Genomic DNA, 18,987 nt, shown 5'->3' with positions numbered 1-18,987 from the left:
TTCGCATGCCCGCCCGTCTACGCGCCCTGGTCACCGTGGTGTGCGCGGCCCTCCTCGGTGTCCTGCTGCCCGCGGCCACCGCACACGCCGAGAGCCGGACCGTGCAGGGCGGACGGCTCGACTGGGGCGTCAAGTCGTCCTTCCAGAGCTATGTCACCGGGCCGGTCGCGCAGGGCAGTTACTCCCTGACGGGAGGAGCGGCCACCGTCGGCGGGAGCGCCTTCCGCTTCCACTCGGCGGCCGGCACCTACGACGGCGGCACGGGTGCCTTCCGGGCCGCCTTCTCCGGCGGCGTCCGCTTCCTCGGCCACCCCACCGGCGGCGGCGGCCACCAGCTCGACCTCACCGTCAGCCGTCCCACCGTGAGCATCTCCGGCGCCACCGGCACGCTCTCCGTGGACGTCGTGAGCAAGGCGAAGGGCACCGGGGCGGTCACGACGTCCCGTCAGGTGCCCTTCGCCTCCCTCTCCCTCGGCGGCATCGACATGCGCGGCGGCGGCAGCACCGTCGCGCTCGCCGATGTGCCCGCCACCCTCACCGCCGAGGGCGCCCGGTCCTTCGCCGGCTACTACACCGCCGGCACCGCGCTGGACCCGGTGAGCCTGTCGGTCGACGTACGGGCGGCGGCGAGGCCGCAGGAGCAGCGACGGGAGAAGGAGCGGGAGGAGCAGCCGTCCGCCGCGCCGACCCGGTCCCCGGAGCGGCGGCAGTCCGCCGGGGGCGCCATCGAGGACGGCGCCGTCGACTGGGGCGTGCGCCGCACCTTCCGCGAGTACGTCACCGGCGACATCGCCGACGGCAGGTGGGCCCTCACCGCGGGCGCCCAGGACGGCGGCGCCCTCTTCCGCTTCCCCGGCGGCGAGGGGACGTACGAGGACGGCGACCTCACCGCCGCTTTCGAGGGCGCGGTGCGCTTCACCGGCGCGCACGGCCTCGACCTCCGGTTCAGCGGCGTACGGGCCCGCGTCGAGGACGGCACGGGCACGCTGTACGCCGACGTGGACAGTCCCCGCCTCCAGGCCGAGAACGTCCCCCTGGTCACCTTCACCGCCGGGAACCCGAAGCCGGCCGGCGGCCTGGTCCGCATCACCGAGGCCCCCGCGAAGCTCACCGCGCGCGGCGCCGAGGCCTTCGGCGGCATGTACCGGGCGGGCACCGCGATGGACCCCGTCTCCCTGGCCGTCGCCCTCACCGCCGACGCGAAGCTGCCCGCCCTGCCCGACCTGGGCAGCGGCCCCACCGCGAGCGCGAGCCCGCAGCGGGAGCAGGCGCGGCAGGAGGCACCCGAGGCCTCGACGCGACCCGTCGCGAGCGCCGCGGACGACGGTGACTTCCCCGTCCTGCCCGTCGCCCTCACGGCCGGAGCCGTACTGCTGGCGGCCGCGGCCCTCGTGGCCCCCACCGTCCGCAGGCGCCGCACCCGGCCCGCGGCTTCCCCCTCCGACCAGGGCTGAACCTCCGGACCGTTCCGCCCCCCCCGGACCGTTCCGCCCCCCGGACCGTTCCGCCCCCCCCGGACCGTTCCCTCCCCCGGACCGTTCCGCCCCCTCGGACCATTCCGCCCCGACCGGCGGACCCACCACGCAAGGAGAACCGAGCCATGCCCGTCAGACGACGCCGCTCCACCACCCTCGCCGCCGCCGTGGCGACCGCCGCCGCGCTCGGCGCCACCGCTCTCGCCGGCCTCGGCGCCACCACCGCCTCCGCGGCCGAGCGCCCCCTCACCGGTTACGAACTGACCTGGGGCATCAAGCAGTCGTACCGCACCTACGTCGGCATGTTCGGCGGCTTCACCCCGTCCGGGGGCGCCTCCCAGGCCGCCGGCAACGGCGCGTTCACCTTCGTGGACGGCACCGGCACCTACGACGGCTCGGGCCACACCGTCGACCTCGCCTTCAAGGGCGGCCTGGTGAGCAGGTCCGCCGCCCACGGCTTCGAGATCACCTTCAGCGACGTGCGCTTCGACAGCAAGGCCGGCGAGGTCACCGCCGACCTGAAGAAGGTCGACACCTCCCAGGGCGCACCCAAGGTCACCGAGGGCGACGACGTCCCGCTCGCCACCGTCACCGTCACCCGCGCGATGACCGACATGGCGACCACGCTCACCGCCGAGGCGGGGGAGTACCTCGGCAGCGCGTCCTACGCGGGCGCGGCCGGCGACCCGCTGACGGTGGTGAAGAAGGCGGCGCCGGAGCCCAGCCCCACCCCCACCACCAGCGCCCCCACCACCGAGCCCTCCCCGACCGCCTCGCAGACGCAGACCACGGAGCCCCAGCCGTCGGCCACGCAGAGCTCGACCGCCGCGCCCTCCCCGACCGCGACCGCCGGCACCTCAGCTTCCCCCACCGCCACCGCCACCGCCTCCGCCACGGCCACCGCGACCCGGGCCCCCGCCCAGGGCGCCATAGCCGACGGCACCCTCGGCTGGGGGGTGAAGGAGTCCTTCCGCGCCTACGTCGTCGGTGACATCGCCAAGGGCCGGGTCACCGTCTCGGGCGGTGCCACCCAGGCGGGCGGCAACGGCGCCTTCACCTTCACGGACGCCACCGGAACCTACGACACGGACGCCGGCAGGCTCACCGCCTCCTTCCGGGGCGCGGTGAACTTCAAGGGCCACGAGTCGAACGGCGCGTACGGCCTCGACCTGACCCTGAGCAACCTCAAGGCCACCCTCGACGGCGGCGCCGGTCAGCTGACCGCCGACGTGGACAGCCTGGGCACGCGGACCGAGGGTGTGGTCCTGGCGGATCTCGAGGCCCGGTCCGCCGACCTGACCGCGCGGGACGACGTCATCACCGTCGACGCTGTCGCCGCCACCCTCACCGGGGCCGGCGCGAAGGTCTTCGGCACCTACCCGGCCGGCACCGCGCTCGACACCGTCGACCTCTCGGTGGCGCTGAGCGAGGACGCCCAGCTGCCGGGCGGCGGCAGCACGGGCACGTCCGGCGGCTCGGGTGGCACGGGCGGCACGGGCACGTCCGGCGGCACCGGCGGTTCGACCACCGGCGGCTCCACCGTCGGCGGCACCGGCTCCACCGTCGGCGGCGCGGGCTCGACCACGGGCGGCCTGACCGGCGGCGGCAGCCTGGCCTCCACCGGCTCGGACCTTCCGGGCCCGGCGCTCGGTGCGGCGGCCGGTGCCGCGGTCGCCCTCGGCGCGGGCGCGGTGTTCGCCGCCCGCAAGCGGCGGTCGCGGGCGTGAGCGGCGGCCGCGGGCGCGGGCGACGGTAGCGAGCAGCAGGCCGGGGGGTGTCCCGGGCGGGCGGGGGCCCGCCCGGCCCCCGGGCCTCCTGCCGGGGACCCCCGCCCGAGACATCCCCGCTGCCCACACGATGTTTGAATGCCCCGGTGACTGACTACGACGTACTGCGCGTCTTCTGCGCGCCGAACGGCGGCTACGGCAACGAACTCGGCGTCGTCCGGGACGGCTCCGTGCTGCCGGACCCCGCGGAGCGGCAGCAGCTGGCCGCGGAACTCGGCTTCAGCGAGACCGTGTTCGTCGACGACCCCGAGCGCGGTGTCATCGACGTCTACACGCCCGCTGTGCGCCTGCCGTTCGCCGGGCACCCCTGCGTCGGCACGGCCTGGCTGCTCGACGTCCCCGAGATCGTCACCCCGGCCGGGGTGGTGGGCGTCCGGCTGGACGGCGAGTTCAGCTGGATCGAGGCCCGCCCCGAGTGGGCACCGCCGCGGACCCTGCGCCAGTACGCCGGGGTCGCCGAGGTCGAGGAGCTGCCGGTGCCGGCGGCGGGGGAGTGGGTCTACGCCTGGGCGTGGGAGGACGAGCCGGCGGGACGCGTGCGGGCCCGCGCCTTCCCGGGGCGCGACGACGGCATCGACGAGGACGAGGCGACCGGCGCGGCGGCCCTGCTGCTGACCGAGCGGCTGGGCCGCGCCCTCAACATCACGCAGGGTGCGGGCTCGCAGATCCTCACGGCCCCTCAGCCCGAGGGCTGGGTCGAGATCGGCGGACGGGTGCGCCTGGAGCGGTGAAGGGTGCCCGGTACCGCACCTCCGTACGGGTGGAACAGCGTGTGCGCGCGACCGCCAGGGGTTACCTCTGGGCGTGACCGCTCAGTTCCCCCGCGAGAGGAAACCCATGCGCATCCGTTCCGCCTTCGCCACGGTCCTGCTGACCGCCGCCATGACCGCCGGCGGCGTGGCGACCGCCACCGCCTTCGACGGCCCGCTGCACGGTGACGAGGACGCCACCTGCAGCCCGTACTTCGGCGCCATCACCACGGACAGCACGGGCGACCTCTACTTCGGCGGCATCAACTGCCGCAGCGACGACTACGACATCGACAACTGAGGTCGGCACGTCGTGGGAAACCGGTCCCCCTCGGCCGTCGGCCGAGGGGGACCGGTGCGTGCACGCGGGCACGGGCCGCTCACGCGGAGAGCGGGAACTCCTCGCCCAGCCCCCGGAAGACCGCCGTGTTCAGGGCGAAGGCGCGCTTGCACTCGGCGACGACCCGCTGCTTCTCCAGGTCGTCCGCGCGGATGCCGTCCAGCAGCTCCCGGTACTCGCGCTTGAAGGCGGCCGGGTTGGTGATCTCCTCGAAGACGTAGAAGCGGACTCCGTCGCCCTTCTTGGCGAAGCCCCAGGTCCGCTCCGCCCTGTCCCGGATGATCTGGCCGCCGGACAGGTCGCCGAGGTAGCGCGTGTAGTGATGGGCCACGTACCCGGCCGGCCACCGCTCGGCGCACTCGCGCACCCGGGCCGCGTACGCCTCCGTCGCGGGCAGGGCGGTCAGGCCCGCACGCCACCGCGGGCCGCGCAGATGCGCCAGGTCACGCTCCAGCGAGTCCAGCCGCATCAGCTCCGGCCGCACGAACGGCCCGGCCACCGGGTCCGCCGCCAGCCGGCCGGCCGCCGCCTCCAGCGCTTCGTACACGAACCACAGCTGCTCGGTGTAGCGCGCGTACGCGTCGACGCCGAGCCGCCCGCCCAGCAGGTCGCTCATGAAGGTCGAGGTCTCGGCCTCCACGTGCTGCTCGTGGGAGGCGGTGCGGATGAGCGTCGAGAAAGAGTCCATGGGGCCGATCTTGCATGGTTAGGCTTACCTAAGTCAATGGTTTTCCGACGGCCTGTCGGTAAGAGGGTACCGAGACGTGCGACGGCCCGCCCTCCGAGGAGAGCGGGCCGTCAGGCGGGTGCGCGGCGGTCGGCTACGGAAGGGTCAGGATCTCCGCGCCCGAGTCCGTCACCACGAGGGTGTGCTCGAACTGCGCGGTCCGCCTGCGGTCCCTGGTCACGACCGTCCAGCCGTCGTCCCACATGTCGTACTCGTGGGTCCCGAGCGTCAGCATCGGCTCGATCGTGAAGGTCATCCCGGGCTGGATGACGGTCGTCGCGTGCGGGCTGTCGTAGTGCGGGACGATGAGCCCGGAGTGGAACGCCGTGCTGATCCCGTGACCGGTGAAGTCCCGCACCACCCCGTACCCGAACCGCTTGGCGTACGACTCGATGACCCGGCCGATGATGTTGATCTGCCGGCCCGGCCGGACCGCCTTGATCGCGCGGGCCAGGGACTCGCGGGTCCGCTCGACCAGCAGCCGGCTCTCCTCGTCCACGTCGCCGACCAGGTAGGTCGCGTTGTTGTCGCCGTGCACACCGCCGATGTACGCCGTCACGTCGAGGTTGACGATGTCGCCGTCGCGCAGCACCGTCGAGTCCGGGATGCCGTGGCAGATGACCTCGTTGACGGAGCTGCACAGGGACTTCGGGAAGCCGCGGTAGCCGAGCGTCGACGGGTAGGCGCCGTGGTCGCACATGTACTCGTGCGCGACCCGGTCCAGCTCGTCCGTCGTCACGCCGGGCGCGATGAGCTTCGCGGCCTCCTCCATCGCGCGCGCCGCGATCCGGCCGGCCACGCGCATCGCCTCGATCGTCTCGGGCGTCTGCACCTCCGGTCCGGTGTACGGCGACGGCGCGGGTTTGCCGACGTACTCGGGCCGGCGGATGTTTCCGGGTACGGAACGGGTGGGAGACAGCTCCCCTGGTACGAGCAGCGACTGGCCAGACATGTCAGCGAGTCTAACCAGCGGGCATAAGAGAGCATGTCCCTGGCGAAAGGAGCCGGTCATGGCCCTGTTCAAGAAGCGCACGGTCGGAAAACCGGGCGAGTGGTACTACTGCCTGGAGCACAAGAAGGTCGAGGAAGGCCCCGACTGCCCGGCCAAGAACCGCTTCGGGCCGTACGCCTCCCGTACGGAGGCCGAACACGCGATGCAGACCGCCCGCGAGCGCAACCTCGAGTGGGAGAACGACCCGAAGTGGCACGACGCCTCCGCGGCCCGCGCCGACGAGGACTGAACGAGGCCCGGACGCCCCACCCCGCCCCGTCACCAGCGTGACGGAGGCGGGGCCGTCAGGTGGTCCGCCAGGCGGGAGAGGCGGTCACGGAAGCGGCGGCGGCCCCGGGGCGGCGGTACCGCGTTCTCCCCGGCCGCCGCGCTGACCAGGTGCTGCACGGTGTCCAGGTCCAGCTCCGCCCCGTCCGGCACGGTCAGCGCCTCGTGCGCCATGGCCGTCAGCTCCCGCTCGCCCGCGCCCAGCGCCAGCACCGTCGCCCCGGCCCGGCGGGCGTCGTGCACCCCCTCCAGGAGCGGGGCGCCGGGATCGTCCGGCGCCACCACGAGCAGCGTCTCCCCGCGCCGGGCCGCCGCCAGCCGCCCCAGCCCGACCGCCAGGTGCGCCGGGTCCGAGGGACGGGCGCCGTGCCGTACGAGCGTGGGGGCCAGCTCCGGCGTCCCCGACCAGGCGGCCTCGTCCACCAGGTGCGCCGCCAGGTGCCAGGGCTCGTACCCGGCGGTGCCCACCAGCAGCAGCCCGCCCCCGTGCGGCACGACCGAGTTCCGCAGCGCCCCCGCGAACCTCCGGGTGGCCCCCAGCCACTCGGTCCCGGCGAGCACTTCCCGCAGCAACGCGACCCGTACGGCGTCCATGGGCCCGCATCCTGCCGCAACCCGCCCCGCGCGCACCGGCGTTCGGCCCGCATTCGCCCGACCCGGGGACGACCCGGGGTGGCCCGGGGTGGCCCGGGGACGGCCCGGGGACGGCCCGGGGGTGGCCTGGGGGTGGCCCCGGGGGTGGCCCGGGGACGACCCGGGGGTGGCCTGGGATGGCCCGGGGGTGGCCCGGGGACGGCCCGGGGATGGCCTGGGGATGGCCTGGGGATGGCCCGGGGATGGCCCCGGGAACGACCCGGGTTGGCCCCGGTGACGGGCACGGCTCCCGGCGGCACCTGGACCCGGCCGGGGGCGGGCGGGACATAGGGTCGGCCCATGACCTCTACCGACAGTGCTGCACAGAAGGCCCCCGCCAAGGACCCCTGGGACCTGCCCGACGTCTCCGGGCTGGTCGTCGGCGTGCTCGGCGGCACCGGCCCCCAGGGCAAGGGCCTCGCCTACCGCCTCGCCAAGGCCGGCCAGAAGGTGATCGTCGGCTCCCGCGCCGCCGAGCGCGCCGAGGCCGCCGCCGAGGAGATCGGCCACGGCGTCGAAGGCGCCGACAACGCCGACACCGCCCGCCGCAGCGACCTCGTGATCGTCGCCGTGCCCTGGGACGGCCACGGCAAGACCCTGGAGTCCCTGCGCGCGGAACTGGCCGGCAAGCTCGTCGTCGACTGCGTCAACCCGCTCGGCTTCGACAAGAAGGGCGCCTACGCGCTCAAGCCCGAGGAGGGCAGCGCCGCCGAGCAGGCCGCCGCCCTGCTGCCGGACAGCCGGGTCACCGCCGCCTTCCACCACCTCTCGGCGGTCCTCCTCCAGGACCCGGAGATCGAGGAGATCGACACCGACGTCATGGTGCTCGGCGAGGAGCGGGCCGACGTGGAGATCGTGCAGGCCCTCGCCGGACGCATCGCCGGCATGCGCGGCGTCTTCGCCGGCCGGCTCCGCAACGCCCACCAGGTCGAGTCGCTGGTCGCCAACCTGATCTCCGTCAACCGCCGCTACAAGGCACACGCCGGGCTCCGCGTCACGGACGTGTGAGGCGATGGGGGACACTGGGGGGTGCCAGATGTACCGCATCACCCGCAGTACCCGCCGTGTCCCCCGACAGGAGCCCGCCCCATGCCCCGCCTCGCCGTCTACGCCCTGGTCGTCTGCGTCCTCGCCGTGACCGCCGCCGTCGTCTCCTTCGTGCAGGGCAGCGTGCTGATCGGCGTCGTGTGGGTGCTGCTGTCGGGCCTGTCGTCCAACATGTGCTGGTACTACGTCAAGCGCGGCCGCGACGCCCGCCGCTCCCCGTCCGTCACGGGCTGACCGAGCACAGCTCGTCGGTCTGCCAGAAGCGGTACAGCTCGAAGCCGCAGTACGTGTCGGCCTCGCCGATCCCGAGGCCGCGCAGGAGCGCGTCGACCGCGTCGAAGAACACCCCGTTGACGGCCGGGATCCACAGCAGCGCGAACACGATCAGCAGCCCGAACGGCGCGAGCGGCTCCACCTGCCGGCGCACGGTGTACGACAGCCACGGCTCGATCACCCCGTAGCCGTCCAGGCCCGGCACCGGCAGGAAGTTCAGGATCGCCGCCGTGACCTGGAGCAGCGCCAGGAACGCCAGCGCCAGCCGGAAGTCGCGCGGCACGCCGTCCAGCGCGTCCAGCCAGAACGGGGCCGTGCACACCACGGCGAACAGCACGTTGGTCAGCGGGCCCGCCGCCGAGATCAGGCTGTGCCGCCAGCGGCCCCGGATGCGGCCGCGCTCGATGAACACCGCGCCGCCCGGCAGCCCGATCCCGCCCATGATCACGAACAGCACCGGGAGCACGACGCTCAGCAGGGCGTGCGTGTACTTCACCGGGTTCAGCGTGAGGTAGCCCTTCGCGCCGACCGAGATGTCCCCGCTGTGCAGGGCGGTACGGGCGTGCGCGTACTCGTGCAGGCACAGCGAGACCACCCACGCCGCCGTCACGAACAGGAACACGGCCAGGCCCGGCTGCTCGGCGAACCCGGTCCAGGTGGCCCAGCCGGTGACCGCGGCGACGGCGACGATCCCGAGGAACACGGGACTGATCCGCCGGTCGCTGGGGCGGGCGGTGGCGGTGCTCATGGGACTCCCTGGCTGTCGGACGGCACGGTGGGGCACGGGGACCGCCCGACCGTACCGGGTCGTGATCCAGAACGTCCCGGGGCCGGTCGCCGGTTCCCGTGCCCCGCGCCGCGCCGCGGAAACCCCATGACCGGCCGCCACGGCACCAGGGACAATGGTCCCGTGCGCTACCGCATCCTCGGCACCACCCAGGCACTCCGCCCCGACGGCACCGCCGTCCCGGTCGGCGGGGCGCGGCTGCGCGCGCTGCTGACGGTGCTCGCCCTGCGTCCCGGCCGAGCGGTGCCCGCGGCGCTGCTGGTGGAGGAGGTGTGGGACGGCGACCCGCCGGCCGACGCGCCGGGTGCGCTGCAGGCGCTGGTCGGGCGGCTGCGCCGGACGCTCGGCGCGGAGGCGGTCGTCTCGGCCGACGGCGGCTACCGGCTCACCGCCGCCCCCGAGGACATCGACCTGCACCGCTTCGACCGGCTGGCCGCCGAGGGCACCCGAGCCCTCGCCGACGGGGACCCCGGCAAGGCGGCCGCCGTACTGGACGACGCCCTCGGCCTGTGGCGCGGCCCCGCCCTCGCCGACCTGCCCGACCGCACCGCCGAGGCGGCCCGCTGGAACACCCGGCACCTGGACGTGCTGCGCGCCCGGCACACCGCCGCCCTGGACCTCGGACAGGCCGAGCAGTCGCTGCCCGAGCTGACCGCGCTCTGCGACGGCCGTCCCCTGGACGAGCCGCTCCAGGCCCTGCGGCTGCGCGCCCTGCGCGACACCGGCCGCACCGCCGAGGCCCTGGCCGCCTACGAGGCCGTACGCCGCCACCTCGCGGACCGGCTCGGCACCGATCCGGGACCGGAACTGCGCTCCCTGCACGAACAGTTGCTCCGCCCTGCGACGCCGGCCCGGTCCACGAACGCGGGAGGGCCGGCGAGTACCGGGCACCGTGCGGGCCCCGGGGGCCCCGTGCGCCCTGACGGGCGCGTGCCCTCCGCGGGGACCGGGGGGACGGCGCGGGACCGGACCCCCGGCGCGCCGGGGACCCGCGTCGGGCCCACGAGCCCTGGCGGACCTGACGGTCCGACGGGGGCGGGTGCGCCCGGGGCGGCTCCCGGCGGCCCCGGACAGCCCGGTCCACCCGCGAGGCCCGGAGGTACCGGCGGCCCGACGGAGGCCGGTGCGCCCGTGCCGTCCGGGGGTACGGCGGGGCCCGCAGGGCCCGGTACGCCTGAGCCGTCCGGGGGCGCGGCGGGGGCCGCGGGGTCCGGTACGTCTGAGCCGTCCGGCGGTCCCATGGGTCCGGCGAGTCCGGCGAGTCCGGCGAGCCCGGCGGGGTCCGGCGACCCTGGGCCGCCGGCGACGCCCGGCAGTCCCAGGGGTCCGGTCGGTCCGACGAGTCCGGCGGTGCCCGCCGCTCCCGTGCCGCCGACGGTGCCCGGCACCCCCGGGGGGCCTCCGGCTTCCGCGGGGCCCGCGACGGCTGCCTCCGGCGCGACGCCCCCGGCGTCCCCCGCGTCCGAGGCGGGTGCCGCGGGCCGGGCCGCCCCGGCCGGAGGCCCCTCCGCGCCCCGACGCCGGGGCAACCTCCGCGCCCGGCTCACCTCCTTCGTCGGCCGGGACGCCGACCTGGAGGCCCTGCGCGGCGACCTGGCGACCGCCCGTCTCGTCACCCTGCTCGGGCCGGGCGGCGCCGGCAAGACCCGGCTGTCGCAGGAGGCCGCCGAGGGCGTCGGGGACACCGCGCCGGACGGCGCCTGGCTCGCCGAACTCGCCCCCGTCGACGACCCCGGCGCCGTACCGGAGGCCGTCCTCACCGCCCTCGGCGCCCGCGAGACCGTCCTGTACGGCGCCGGGGCCGAGGAGATGCGGGCCGTCGCCGCCACCGACCGGCAGACGTCCGCCGTGGAACGCCTCGTCGAGCACTGCGGCCGGCGCCGCATGCTGATCGTCCTCGACAACTGCGAGCACGTCGTCGAGGCCGCCGCCCGGCTCGCCGAGGAACTCCTCGCCCGCTGCCCGGGCCTGACCATCCTCGCCACCAGCCGCGAACCCCTCGGCGTGCCGGGGGAGTCGCTGCGCCCGGTGGAGCCGCTGCCGGAACCGGCCGCGCTGCGCCTGCTCGCCGACCGCGGTGCCGCCGCCCGCCCCGGCTTCCGCACCGACGCCGACGAGGAGACCGCGGCGGCCTGCGCCGAGATCTGCCGCCGCCTCGACGGCCTGCCGCTGGCGATCGAGCTGGCCGCGGCCCGGCTGCGCATGCTGACCCCGCGCCAGATCGCCGACCGCCTCGACGACCGCTTCCGCCTGCTCACCTCCGGCAGCCGCACCGTCCTGCCCCGCCAGCAGACGCTGCGCGCGGTCGTCGACTGGTCCTGGGACCTGCTCGACGACGAGGAGAGGGACGTACTGCGGCGCCTGTCCGTCTTCGCCGGCGGCTGCGACCTCACCGCAGCCGAGGCCGTGTGCGGGCCCGCGGCCCTGGACTCCCTCGGCTCCCTCGTCGACAAGTCACTGGTCGTGGCCGCCCCGTCCCCCGGCGACGGCATGCGCTACCGGCTCCTGGAGACCGTCGCCGAGTACGCCGGCGAACGCCTCGACGAGACCGGCGGCCGCGCCGCCGCCGAGCGCGCGCACCTCACCCACTACCGGGAACTCGCCCGGACCACCGACCCGTTGCTGCGGGGCCCGCGGCAGCTCGCCGCCATCGAGCGGCTGGAGCGCGAGTACGAGAACCTGCGCACCGCGCTGCGCCACGCTGTCGCCGAGCGCGACGAGCAGGAGGCGCTGAGCCTGTCGCTGTCGCTGGTCTGGTACTGGCAGATGCGCGACCTGCGCGTGGAGGCGCGGAACTGGTTCAGCGAGGTCATGACGCTCGGCCCGGACCCCTTCGCCGAGCCGGTCCGCCGGGCCGAGCCGGTCTGGGAGCGGTGCACGGCCACCCCGCCCCCGCTGACCGGCGAGGTGCTCGCCGAGGCCCGCCGCGGCGTCCACCTGGCCCACCTCGCCTGCATGGACACCGAGCTGGAGGCCTGGCAGAAACCGGAGGCCAAACGCAAACTGCGGGCCATCGCCGGGACGTACGAACCGGGCATGCCCCAGACCTGCACCCCGCCCGGCCTGCTCTGGTTCTTCGCGGTGATGCTCTCCGGCGACATGGAGCGGCTGCGCGAGATCATGGACGCCAGCGTGCGCACCTGCCGTGAGACGCCGGGGTTCGAGTGGGGCCTGGCCGGCAGCCTCCAGATGCGCGCCAACTTCCTCGCCAACCGCACCGACTGGGCGGGCGACGCGGCCCGTGACGCCGACGAGGCGCTGGAGATCTACCACCGCCTCGGCGACGCCTGGGGCACCGCCGAGGCGCTCGCCGCCCGCGCCGAGGCCCGTGAGCGCAAGGGCGAGTTCCGGCTCGCCGCCGCCGACTACCGGGCCGCCGCGAAGGAGGCCGAACGGCTCGGCGCGCACGCCCAGGTGGACATCCTGGACGCCCGCCTCGGCAGCGTGCTGCTGGAGTGCGGGGACGCCGAGGAGGGCGAGCGCACCCTGCGTGCGGTGATCGAGCGGACCGAGGGGACGGGACACAACGGCGCCATGCCGGCCGCCCGGCTCTTCCTCGCCGGGCGGCTCGGCATGACCGGGCGGACCGCCGAGGCGGGCGAGCAGCTCCGGCTGCTGCGCCGGGACTTCGCCATCTCCCACTTCGTCGTCTTCGACGCCTTCATCCTCGCCGCGGAGGCGTGGGTCGCCACGCTGGAGGGCCGGCACGAGGAGTGCCTGGTCAAGGTGCGCAAGTCGCTGGAGCGGGCCGACGACCCGCTCTCCGCGGCCATCGCCCCGCACATGCGCTCCTCGTACCTGACCATCGCCGCGATGGCGATGGCCCGCGTGGACGGCGGGCAGCGGGCCACCGACGCGGCACGCTGCCTCGGCGCCGCCGACGCGATGCTGCCGTCGGCCCACGTCGCGATGGGCCTGGAGCGTGACGGGCGCGCCCGCGCCGTCGGGAGGGTCATCGAGGCGCTGGGCAGTGAGGCGTACGAGGCCGCGTACGCCGAGGGCGCCGGCCTCACCGCGGAGGAGGCCGTCGCCCTCGTCTGACCCGGGCCGGGTCAGGTCTTCGTGCGGAACTTGTGGATGGCGACCGGCGCCATCACCGCGGTGATCGCCACCGACCAGCCGAGCGTGATCCACAGGTCGTGCGCGACCGGACCGCCCACCATCAGCCCGCGCGCCGCGTCGGCGAGCGTGGAGAGCGGGTTGTAGTCGGTGAAGGCCTGCAACCAGCCCGGCATCGACTGCGTCGGCGCGAAGATCGACGAGCCGAACTGCAACGGGAACAGCACCATGAACCCCATCGCCTGCACGGACTGCGCGTTCTTCAGGATCACGCCCAGGGTGAGGAACACCCACATGATCGAGGAGGCGAACACCGCCGACAGGCCCACGGCGGCGAACAGACCGCCCCAGTGGACGATGTCGAAACCGACCAGGACGGCGACGATCATCAGCACCGTGGTCGCGAACAGCATCCGCAGCATCTCCACCGCGATCTTCGCGAAGAGCACGGAGCCGCGCCCGATCGGCAGGGACCGGAAGCGGTCCATGACACCGGAGTTGAAATCCTGGCTGAAGCCGGTGCCGACGCCCTGCGACAGCGTCATGCTCATCATGGCGATCATGCCGGGGATGACGTACTGCACGTAGCCGTCCTGCCCGCCGCCCAGCGCCTGGCCGATCGACCCGCCGAAGACGTACACGAACAGCAGGGTGAAGACGACCGGCATCAGCAGGGCGTCGAACATCGACTCCGGGTCCTGCCGGATCCACAGCAGGTTGCGGCGGACCAGGGCGCCGGTGTGCCGCACGTGCCCGCGCACGGAGATGCGGGCGTCGTCGGTGGTGGTCAGGGTGGCGGCGCTCATACGGCGACCTCCTCGCGGGCGTCGGCGGGCGCGGGGTCCTGCGGGGCACTGGCGCGGTGGCCGGTGAGGGACAGGAAGACCTCGTCCAGGCTGGGCAGTTCGGTGGTGACGGAGGCGAGCGTGATGCCGCGCGCGGTGACCGCGCCGACCACGGCGGTCAGTTGCTCGTCGCTGAGGATCGGCACCAGGACGGCCCCGCGCTCCGCGTCCACCGTGGTGTCGGCGAGCCCGGTGATGCCCAGCTCGTCCAGGTGGGCGGCGAGCGGGCGCAGGTGCAGCGGGTCGGTCGGACGGACGCGCAGGGTGCGCCCGCCGACCTTGGCCTTCAGCTGCTCGATGCCGCCGTTCGCGATGACCTTGCCGCGGTCGACGACGGTCAGCTCCGAGGCGAGCTGCTCGGCCTCCTCCATGTACTGGGTGGTGAGCAGCACGGTGACGCCGTCGCCGACCATGCGCTTGACCTCGTCCCACACCTCGTTGCGGGTGCGCGGGTCCAGGCCGGTGGTGGGCTCGTCCAGGTAGAGCACGGCCGGGTGCCCGATCATGGAGGCGGCCAGGTCGAGACGGCGCCGCATGCCGCCCGAGTAGGTGTGCGCGGGGCGCTTGCCGGCCTCGGTGAGCGAGAACCGCTCCAGCAGTGCGTCGGCCCGGGCGCGCGCGTCCCTGCGGGACAGGTCGAGCAGCCGGCCGATCATGTACAGGTTCTCCCAGCCGGGGAGCTTCTCGTCCACGGACGCGTACTGCCCGGTCAGTCCTATCACCCGCCGCAGCTGGCGCGGCTGGCGTACGACGTCGTAGCCGGCGACGTGCGCCGAGCCCGCGTCGGGGGTGATCAGGGTGGACAGGATGCGGACGAGGGTCGTCTTGCCGGCGCCGTTCGGCCCGAGCACACCCATCACGGTGCCCTCGCGCACGTCGAGGTCGACGCCGTCCAGTGCCTTGGTCTCGCCGTAGTGCTTGACCAGCCCCCGCACGGTGACCGCGCTGCCCGCGGCCCGGGGGTCGTCGTCGATTCGCTTCATGACGACGACGTTGTCAGCCCCCGCCGACAAACCGCCGACATCCCACCGACAGCCGCTCCGCCCCGCCGACAGACCGCCGACAGCGCCGCCACGGTGCACGGGGGGATGCCGGACGGTACGCCGAAAAGCACCGGCCCCGCCGACGGGGGAAGATCGGCGGGGCCGGTGTCGTACCGCGGTGGCTCAGTGGACGGAGTGCTCCTCCTGCGGGAACGTTCCGCCGACGACGTCGTCGGCGAAGGCCTTCGCCGCGTCGCCGATGACCTGGCGCAGGTCGGCGTACTTCTTCACGAACTTCGGCACCCGGCCGCCGGTCAGCCCGAGCATGTCGGTCCACACCAGCACCTGGGCGTCCGTCTCCGCGCCCGCGCCGATCCCCACGGTCGGGATGTGCAGCGTCCGCGTGACCTCGGCGGCCAGCTCGGCCGGGACCAGCTCCAGGACGACCGCGAAGGCGCCCGCGTCCTGCACCGCCTTGGCGTCGCGCAGCAGCTGCTGGGCCGCCTCCTCGCCGCGCCCCTGGACCCGGTAGCCCATGGCGTTCACGGACTGCGGGGTGAGGCCGATGTGGGCCATCACGGGGATGCCGGACTCCACCAGCAGCTCGATCTGCCGGTGCGAGCGCTCGCCGCCCTCCAGCTTGACCGCCCCCACCCCGGCCTCCTTCACCAGCCGGGTCGCCGAGCGCAGCGCCTGCACCGGGCCCTCCTGGTAGGAGCCGAAGGGCAGGTCGCCGACGATCAGGGCGCGGCTGGTGCCCCGGACCACCGCGGCCGAGAGCATGGTCATCTCGTCCAGGGTGACGGGCACGGTGGACTCGTAGCCGAGGTGGCAGTTGCCCGCGGAGTCGCCGACGAGCATGACCGGGATGCCGGCCTCGTCGAAGACGGACGCGGTCATCGCGTCGTACGCGGTGAGCATGGGCCACTTCTCGCCGCGCTCCTTGGCGGCGGTGATGTCCCGGACGGTGATGCGGCGGTTGCTCTTGCCCCCGTACAGCGCCTTGCTCCCGTCGGCGGGGCGCTGAGGGGTGGGGGCAGCCGAAAGCTGCGTCATGGCAACGGCTCCTTCATGTCATCTCGAGGCGCCCTCACGGCGTCCCCGGATCCCCTCCATGGTGGCACCTTCCGCGTCCCGGCGGCTAGGGGACCCTCGTCACGGGGTGCCGAGCCCGTGAAGCGGGGGGCGAATGTGCTCGTTGTGTCACAGAGCCGCCCGTCTCGACTCCGTTCGGAACTCCGGACGGCGACTCGTACGTCCTCGTGCCCGTACGGCCGTCGCAGGACGGCAGGATCGGACCCGATCATCCCCTAGGGTGCTGAGTCACGGGGGGGAGCGACGGTGTGCACGGCAGGCAGTGAGGCGACGGTATGGCGCAGCAGGCGTACATGACGGAGACGGACAACGGCGGCTCGGGGCCCGAGCACCGGGGCACCCGGCTTCGGCGCCTGTGGGACCGGGCGGTCACCGGCTGGCGGGGCGACCGGCGGATCTGGCGCCGGGGCCTGGTCACGGCCGCGGTGGCGATCGTCCTGGCCGTCGTCATGGCGGCCCACTCGCACATCCCGAACGCCATCGGGAACCTCGGCAGCCTCACGGAGACCTTCCTGCCGTGGTTCGGTCTGCTGATCCCGGTCCTGCTGGTGATCGCCCTCGCGCGCAAGTCGGCGACGGCGCTGATCGCGCTGGTCCTGCCGGTGTCGGTGTGGCTGAACCTCTTCGGCGGACTCCTCTTCGACAAGACCGGTGCCGGCGGCGACCTCACGGTGGCCACCCACAACGTCAACGCCGACAACGCCGACCCGGCCGGCACCGCCCGTGCCGTGGCCGCGGCCGGCGCGGACGTGCTGGCGCTGGAGGAGCTGAAGGCGTCCGCCGTGCCGACGTACGAGAAGGCGCTGGCGTCGAAGTACCGGCACCACGCGGTGGTCGGCACCGTCGGGCTGTGGAGCAAGTACCCGGTGAGCGGCGTGAAGGCCGTCGACATCCGGCTCGGCTGGAAGCGCGCCATGCGCGCCACCGTCGCCACGCCCTCCGGGCCGGTCGCGGTGTACGTCGCCCACCTGCCGTCCGTACGGGTGAAGCTGGAGGCGGGTTTCACCGCCCGGCAGCGCGACAAGAGCGCCGACGCCCTCGGCGAGGCCATCGCCGACGAGAAGCTGCCCCGCAAGATCCTGCTCGGCGACCTCAACGGCACCATGAACGACCGCGCGCTCACGGCCATCACCTCCCAGATGCGCTCCCCGCAGGGCGCCGTGGGGGACGGCTTCGGCTTCAGCTGGCCGGCGTCCTTCCCGATGGCCCGCATCGACCAGATCCTGGTCACCGGCGTCGAACCGGAGACCAGCTGGACCCTGCCGGCGACCGGCAGCGACCATCTGCCGATCGCCGCGCGTGTGAGGGTCGACACAACGGCATCCTGAAAGTGCCTGGTCAGCGCCGTTCGGGCAGCTGCCGGACACCCGTCCGTCACCTCGCGGAATACTCGCCCTGAGAGGCTTTGTTCCGTACGGGAACATAGCGAAGCAGTCCCGTACGCACACCTCCGCTCGAAAGGCGAGTCCCCTTCATGCCCCTGGCCCTGCTCGCCCTTGCCGTGGGCGCCTTCGGCATCGGTACCACCGAGTTCGTGATGATGGGCCTGCTGCCCGACGTCGCGGACGACCTGGACATCTCCATCCCCAGCGCCGGCCACCTGGTCTCGGCGTACGCGCTCGGCGTCGTCATCGGCGCCCCGCTGCTCGCGGCGGCGACCGCGCGGATGTCCCGCCGCACGGTGCTGATCGCGCTGATGGCCCTCTTCGTGGCCGGCAACGCGCTGTCCGCGTTCGCCCCCGGCGAGGTCTCCCTCCTCGCCGCCCGCTTCGTCAGCGGCCTGCCGCACGGCGCCTTCTTCGGTGTCGGCGCGGTCGTCGCCACCGGCATGGTGGCGCCGGAACGCAAGGCCCGCTCCGTCTCCCTGATGTTCCTGGGGCTGACGGTCGCCAACATCGTCGGCGTGCCCGCGGCCACCGCCATGGGCCAGCAGCTCGGCTGGCGGGCCACCTTCCTCGGCGTGAGCGCGATCGGCGTCGCGGCGATAGCGGCCCTCGCGGTCCTGATCCCGCGCGACCACGCCCCCGCCCCCGCCTCGGGGCTCCGCGGCGAACTGGCCGCCCTGCGCTCCCTGCCCGTCTGGCTCGCCCTCGGCACGACCGTCGCGGGCTTCGGCGCGCTCTTCGCCGCCTACAGCTACATCACGCCGATGCTCACGGACGCCGCCGGCTTCGCCGAGGCCAGCGTGACGCTGCTGCTGGCCCTGTTCGGCGTCGGCGCCACCGCGGGCAACCTGCTGGGCGGCCGCCTCGCCGACCACTCCCTGCGGGGCACCCTCTTCAGCGGCCTGGCCTCCCTGGTGGTGGTCCTCGCCCTCTTCCCGCTGCTGATGCGCACCGAGGTCACGGCGGCCGTCGCGGTGGCCCTGCTGGGCATGGCCGCCTTCCTCACCGGCTCCCCCCTCCAGCTGATGGTGATGGAGAAGGCCGCCGCGGCCCCCTCCCTCGCCTCCTCGGCCAACCAGGCCGCCTTCAACCTCGCCAACGCGGGCGGCGCCTGGATCGGCGGCCTCGCCCTCGCGGCGGGCTTCGGCACCACGTCCCCGGCGACGGCGGGTGCGGCCCTGGCCGTCCTCGGCGTGGGCGTCGCGGGCGCGGCGTACGCGGTGGACCGGCGCCGGGCCGCCGCCGCTCCGGTACACGGACGCGAGCGCGTGGTCGCGGGGCACGTGCCGGAGGCGGTGGAAGCCGCACGGCGGTGACGGTGGGGGTGCCGTGCGGGCCGGTTCGGCTGCCCGCACGGCACTTCGGCCCCGGCCCGTCGGTCCGGTGACCCGGTGGTGACCGAGGCGTGGCCGCCTGGCCGACGGCAGGCAGGTGCTCCTCCAGGGCGCTGGCGGGCCGGCGGCAGCGGCGCCGGTGCCCGGCGGCACCGAGAACCGTGTGCGCAGCCCTCCGCGCGGCGCGAG

General features: G+C 74.5%; 17 protein-coding genes. 10 read left to right on the top strand and 7 right to left on the bottom strand.

Annotated features, from left to right (window positions below; translation table 11 throughout):
- Positions 1 to 5 precede the first annotated feature (5 nt).
- From ACGF5T_RS11735 to ACGF5T_RS11720, 4 genes are all read left to right on the top strand, one after another.
- Positions 6 to 1,454, top strand: a complete 1,449-nt coding sequence (locus ACGF5T_RS11735) for an HtaA domain-containing protein (RefSeq protein ID WP_366766615.1) — start codon at positions 6 to 8, stop codon at positions 1,452 to 1,454.
- A gap of 146 nt (positions 1,455 to 1,600) precedes the next feature.
- Positions 1,601 to 3,202: an HtaA domain-containing protein gene (locus ACGF5T_RS11730; protein WP_366766616.1), complete on the top strand. Its 1,602-nt coding sequence runs from the start codon at positions 1,601 to 1,603 to the stop codon at positions 3,200 to 3,202.
- Between the two features lie 146 nt (positions 3,203 to 3,348).
- Entirely contained in the window at positions 3,349 to 3,993 is a 645-nt protein-coding gene (locus ACGF5T_RS11725; protein ID WP_366766617.1) for a PhzF family phenazine biosynthesis protein, read from the top strand.
- 106 nt (positions 3,994 to 4,099) lie between these two features.
- Positions 4,100 to 4,312 (top strand): hypothetical protein, encoded by a 213-nt coding sequence (locus ACGF5T_RS11720; protein WP_356611474.1) that lies wholly within the window; start codon positions 4,100 to 4,102, stop codon positions 4,310 to 4,312.
- A 79-nt stretch (positions 4,313 to 4,391) separates the two neighbouring features.
- On the opposite strand, the gene ACGF5T_RS11715 is transcribed toward ACGF5T_RS11720, so the two are convergent.
- Positions 4,392 to 5,039 (bottom strand): biliverdin-producing heme oxygenase, encoded by a 648-nt coding sequence (locus ACGF5T_RS11715; protein WP_356611476.1) that lies wholly within the window; start codon positions 5,037 to 5,039, stop codon positions 4,392 to 4,394.
- Between the two features lie 133 nt (positions 5,040 to 5,172).
- The gene (map, locus tag ACGF5T_RS11710; RefSeq protein ID WP_366766618.1) at positions 5,173 to 6,030 is read right to left on the bottom strand and encodes a type I methionyl aminopeptidase; all 858 of its coding nucleotides are present in this window, start codon (positions 6,028 to 6,030) and stop codon (positions 5,173 to 5,175) included.
- A 58-nt stretch (positions 6,031 to 6,088) separates the two neighbouring features.
- On the opposite strand from map, the gene ACGF5T_RS11705 reads away from it, so the two are divergent.
- Positions 6,089 to 6,319 (top strand): hypothetical protein, encoded by a 231-nt coding sequence (locus ACGF5T_RS11705; RefSeq protein ID WP_356611480.1) that lies wholly within the window; start codon positions 6,089 to 6,091, stop codon positions 6,317 to 6,319.
- A 29-nt stretch (positions 6,320 to 6,348) separates the two neighbouring features.
- Here ACGF5T_RS11705 and ACGF5T_RS11700 read toward each other — a convergent pair whose 3' ends face one another.
- Positions 6,349 to 6,951 carry a hypothetical protein gene (locus tag ACGF5T_RS11700; protein ID WP_366766619.1) on the bottom strand — a complete coding sequence of 201 codons (603 nt, stop codon included), beginning with the start codon at positions 6,949 to 6,951 and terminating at the stop codon, positions 6,349 to 6,351.
- Positions 6,952 to 7,290: 339 nt separating this feature from the next.
- On the opposite strand from ACGF5T_RS11700, the gene npdG reads away from it, so the two are divergent.
- Positions 7,291 to 7,998, top strand: a complete 708-nt coding sequence (npdG, locus tag ACGF5T_RS11695; RefSeq protein ID WP_366766620.1) for an NADPH-dependent F420 reductase — start codon at positions 7,291 to 7,293, stop codon at positions 7,996 to 7,998.
- An 81-nt stretch (positions 7,999 to 8,079) separates the two neighbouring features.
- Positions 8,080 to 8,271 carry a hypothetical protein gene (locus tag ACGF5T_RS11690; protein WP_356611486.1) on the top strand — a complete coding sequence of 64 codons (192 nt, stop codon included), beginning with the start codon at positions 8,080 to 8,082 and terminating at the stop codon, positions 8,269 to 8,271.
- Here ACGF5T_RS11690 and ACGF5T_RS11685 read toward each other — a convergent pair.
- Complete coding sequence (locus ACGF5T_RS11685; protein WP_356611488.1) at positions 8,261 to 9,058, bottom strand: site-2 protease family protein; 798 nt, start codon at positions 9,056 to 9,058, stop codon at positions 8,261 to 8,263. The genes ACGF5T_RS11690 and ACGF5T_RS11685 overlap by 11 nt on opposite strands.
- A 126-nt stretch (positions 9,059 to 9,184) precedes the next feature.
- On the opposite strand from ACGF5T_RS11685, the gene ACGF5T_RS11680 reads away from it, so the two are divergent.
- Complete coding sequence (locus tag ACGF5T_RS11680; protein ID WP_366766621.1) at positions 9,185 to 13,138, top strand: BTAD domain-containing putative transcriptional regulator; 3,954 nt, start codon at positions 9,185 to 9,187, stop codon at positions 13,136 to 13,138.
- Between the two features lie 11 nt (positions 13,139 to 13,149).
- On the opposite strand, the gene ACGF5T_RS11675 is transcribed toward ACGF5T_RS11680, so the two are convergent.
- From ACGF5T_RS11675 to panB, 3 genes are all read right to left on the bottom strand, one after another.
- Positions 13,150 to 13,962, bottom strand: coding sequence for an ABC transporter permease (locus ACGF5T_RS11675; RefSeq protein WP_356611491.1), 813 nt, complete (start codon positions 13,960 to 13,962; stop codon positions 13,150 to 13,152).
- A complete protein-coding gene (locus ACGF5T_RS11670) occupies positions 13,959 to 14,984 on the bottom strand; it encodes an ATP-binding cassette domain-containing protein (RefSeq protein WP_356611493.1) in 1,026 nt (341 codons plus the stop codon). The genes ACGF5T_RS11675 and ACGF5T_RS11670 overlap by 4 nt, the downstream gene beginning before the upstream one ends.
- A 183-nt stretch (positions 14,985 to 15,167) precedes the next feature.
- Positions 15,168 to 16,040: a 3-methyl-2-oxobutanoate hydroxymethyltransferase gene (panB, locus tag ACGF5T_RS11665; protein ID WP_356611495.1), complete on the bottom strand. Its 873-nt coding sequence runs from the start codon at positions 16,038 to 16,040 to the stop codon at positions 15,168 to 15,170.
- Between the two features lie 314 nt (positions 16,041 to 16,354).
- Here panB and ACGF5T_RS11660 point away from each other — a divergent pair, with 314 nt between their 5' ends.
- Together ACGF5T_RS11660 and ACGF5T_RS11655 are read left to right on the top strand one after the other, a co-directional pair.
- Positions 16,355 to 17,407, top strand: coding sequence for an endonuclease/exonuclease/phosphatase family protein (locus ACGF5T_RS11660; protein WP_356611496.1), 1,053 nt, complete (start codon positions 16,355 to 16,357; stop codon positions 17,405 to 17,407).
- A gap of 146 nt (positions 17,408 to 17,553) precedes the next feature.
- On the top strand, positions 17,554 to 18,780 hold the full coding sequence (locus ACGF5T_RS11655) for an MFS transporter (protein ID WP_356611498.1): 1,227 nt from the start codon (positions 17,554 to 17,556) through the stop codon (positions 18,778 to 18,780).
- The last annotated feature ends 207 nt before the right edge of the window (positions 18,781 to 18,987 follow it).

The organism is Streptomyces sp. NPDC047853 (assembly GCF_043204535.1).
Lineage (GTDB): Bacteria > Actinomycetota > Actinomycetes > Streptomycetales > Streptomycetaceae > Streptomyces.
Note: the sequence above shows the minus strand (reverse complement) of the source record. Positions and strands in the feature narration are given on the sequence as shown.

Bases quoted from the DNA above. Each gene is read 5' to 3' on its own strand.
- ACGF5T_RS11735 (WP_366766615.1), top strand. From the start codon at position 6: ATGCCCGCCCGTCTACGCGCCCTGGTCACCGTGGTGTGCGCGGCCCTC.
- ACGF5T_RS11730 (WP_366766616.1), top strand. From the start codon at position 1,601: ATGCCCGTCAGACGACGCCGCTCCACCACCCTCGCCGCCGCCGTGGCG.
- ACGF5T_RS11720 (WP_356611474.1), top strand. From the start codon at position 4,100: ATGCGCATCCGTTCCGCCTTCGCCACGGTCCTGCTGACCGCCGCCATG.
- ACGF5T_RS11715 (WP_356611476.1), bottom strand. From the start codon at position 5,039: ATGGACTCTTTCTCGACGCTCATCCGCACCGCCTCCCACGAGCAGCAC.
- map (WP_366766618.1), bottom strand. From the start codon at position 6,030: ATGTCTGGCCAGTCGCTGCTCGTACCAGGGGAGCTGTCTCCCACCCGT.
- ACGF5T_RS11705 (WP_356611480.1), top strand. From the start codon at position 6,089: ATGGCCCTGTTCAAGAAGCGCACGGTCGGAAAACCGGGCGAGTGGTAC.
- ACGF5T_RS11700 (WP_366766619.1), bottom strand. From the start codon at position 6,951: ATGGACGCCGTACGGGTCGCGTTGCTGCGGGAAGTGCTCGCCGGGACC.
- npdG (WP_366766620.1), top strand. From the start codon at position 7,291: ATGACCTCTACCGACAGTGCTGCACAGAAGGCCCCCGCCAAGGACCCC.
- ACGF5T_RS11690 (WP_356611486.1), top strand. From the start codon at position 8,080: ATGCCCCGCCTCGCCGTCTACGCCCTGGTCGTCTGCGTCCTCGCCGTG.
- ACGF5T_RS11685 (WP_356611488.1), bottom strand. From the start codon at position 9,058: ATGAGCACCGCCACCGCCCGCCCCAGCGACCGGCGGATCAGTCCCGTG.
- ACGF5T_RS11680 (WP_366766621.1), top strand. From the start codon at position 9,185: ATGACCGGCCGCCACGGCACCAGGGACAATGGTCCCGTGCGCTACCGC.
- ACGF5T_RS11675 (WP_356611491.1), bottom strand. From the start codon at position 13,962: ATGAGCGCCGCCACCCTGACCACCACCGACGACGCCCGCATCTCCGTG.
- ACGF5T_RS11670 (WP_356611493.1), bottom strand. From the start codon at position 14,984: ATGAAGCGAATCGACGACGACCCCCGGGCCGCGGGCAGCGCGGTCACC.
- panB (WP_356611495.1), bottom strand. From the start codon at position 16,040: ATGACGCAGCTTTCGGCTGCCCCCACCCCTCAGCGCCCCGCCGACGGG.
- ACGF5T_RS11660 (WP_356611496.1), top strand. From the start codon at position 16,355: ATGGCGCAGCAGGCGTACATGACGGAGACGGACAACGGCGGCTCGGGG.
- ACGF5T_RS11655 (WP_356611498.1), top strand. From the start codon at position 17,554: ATGCCCCTGGCCCTGCTCGCCCTTGCCGTGGGCGCCTTCGGCATCGGT.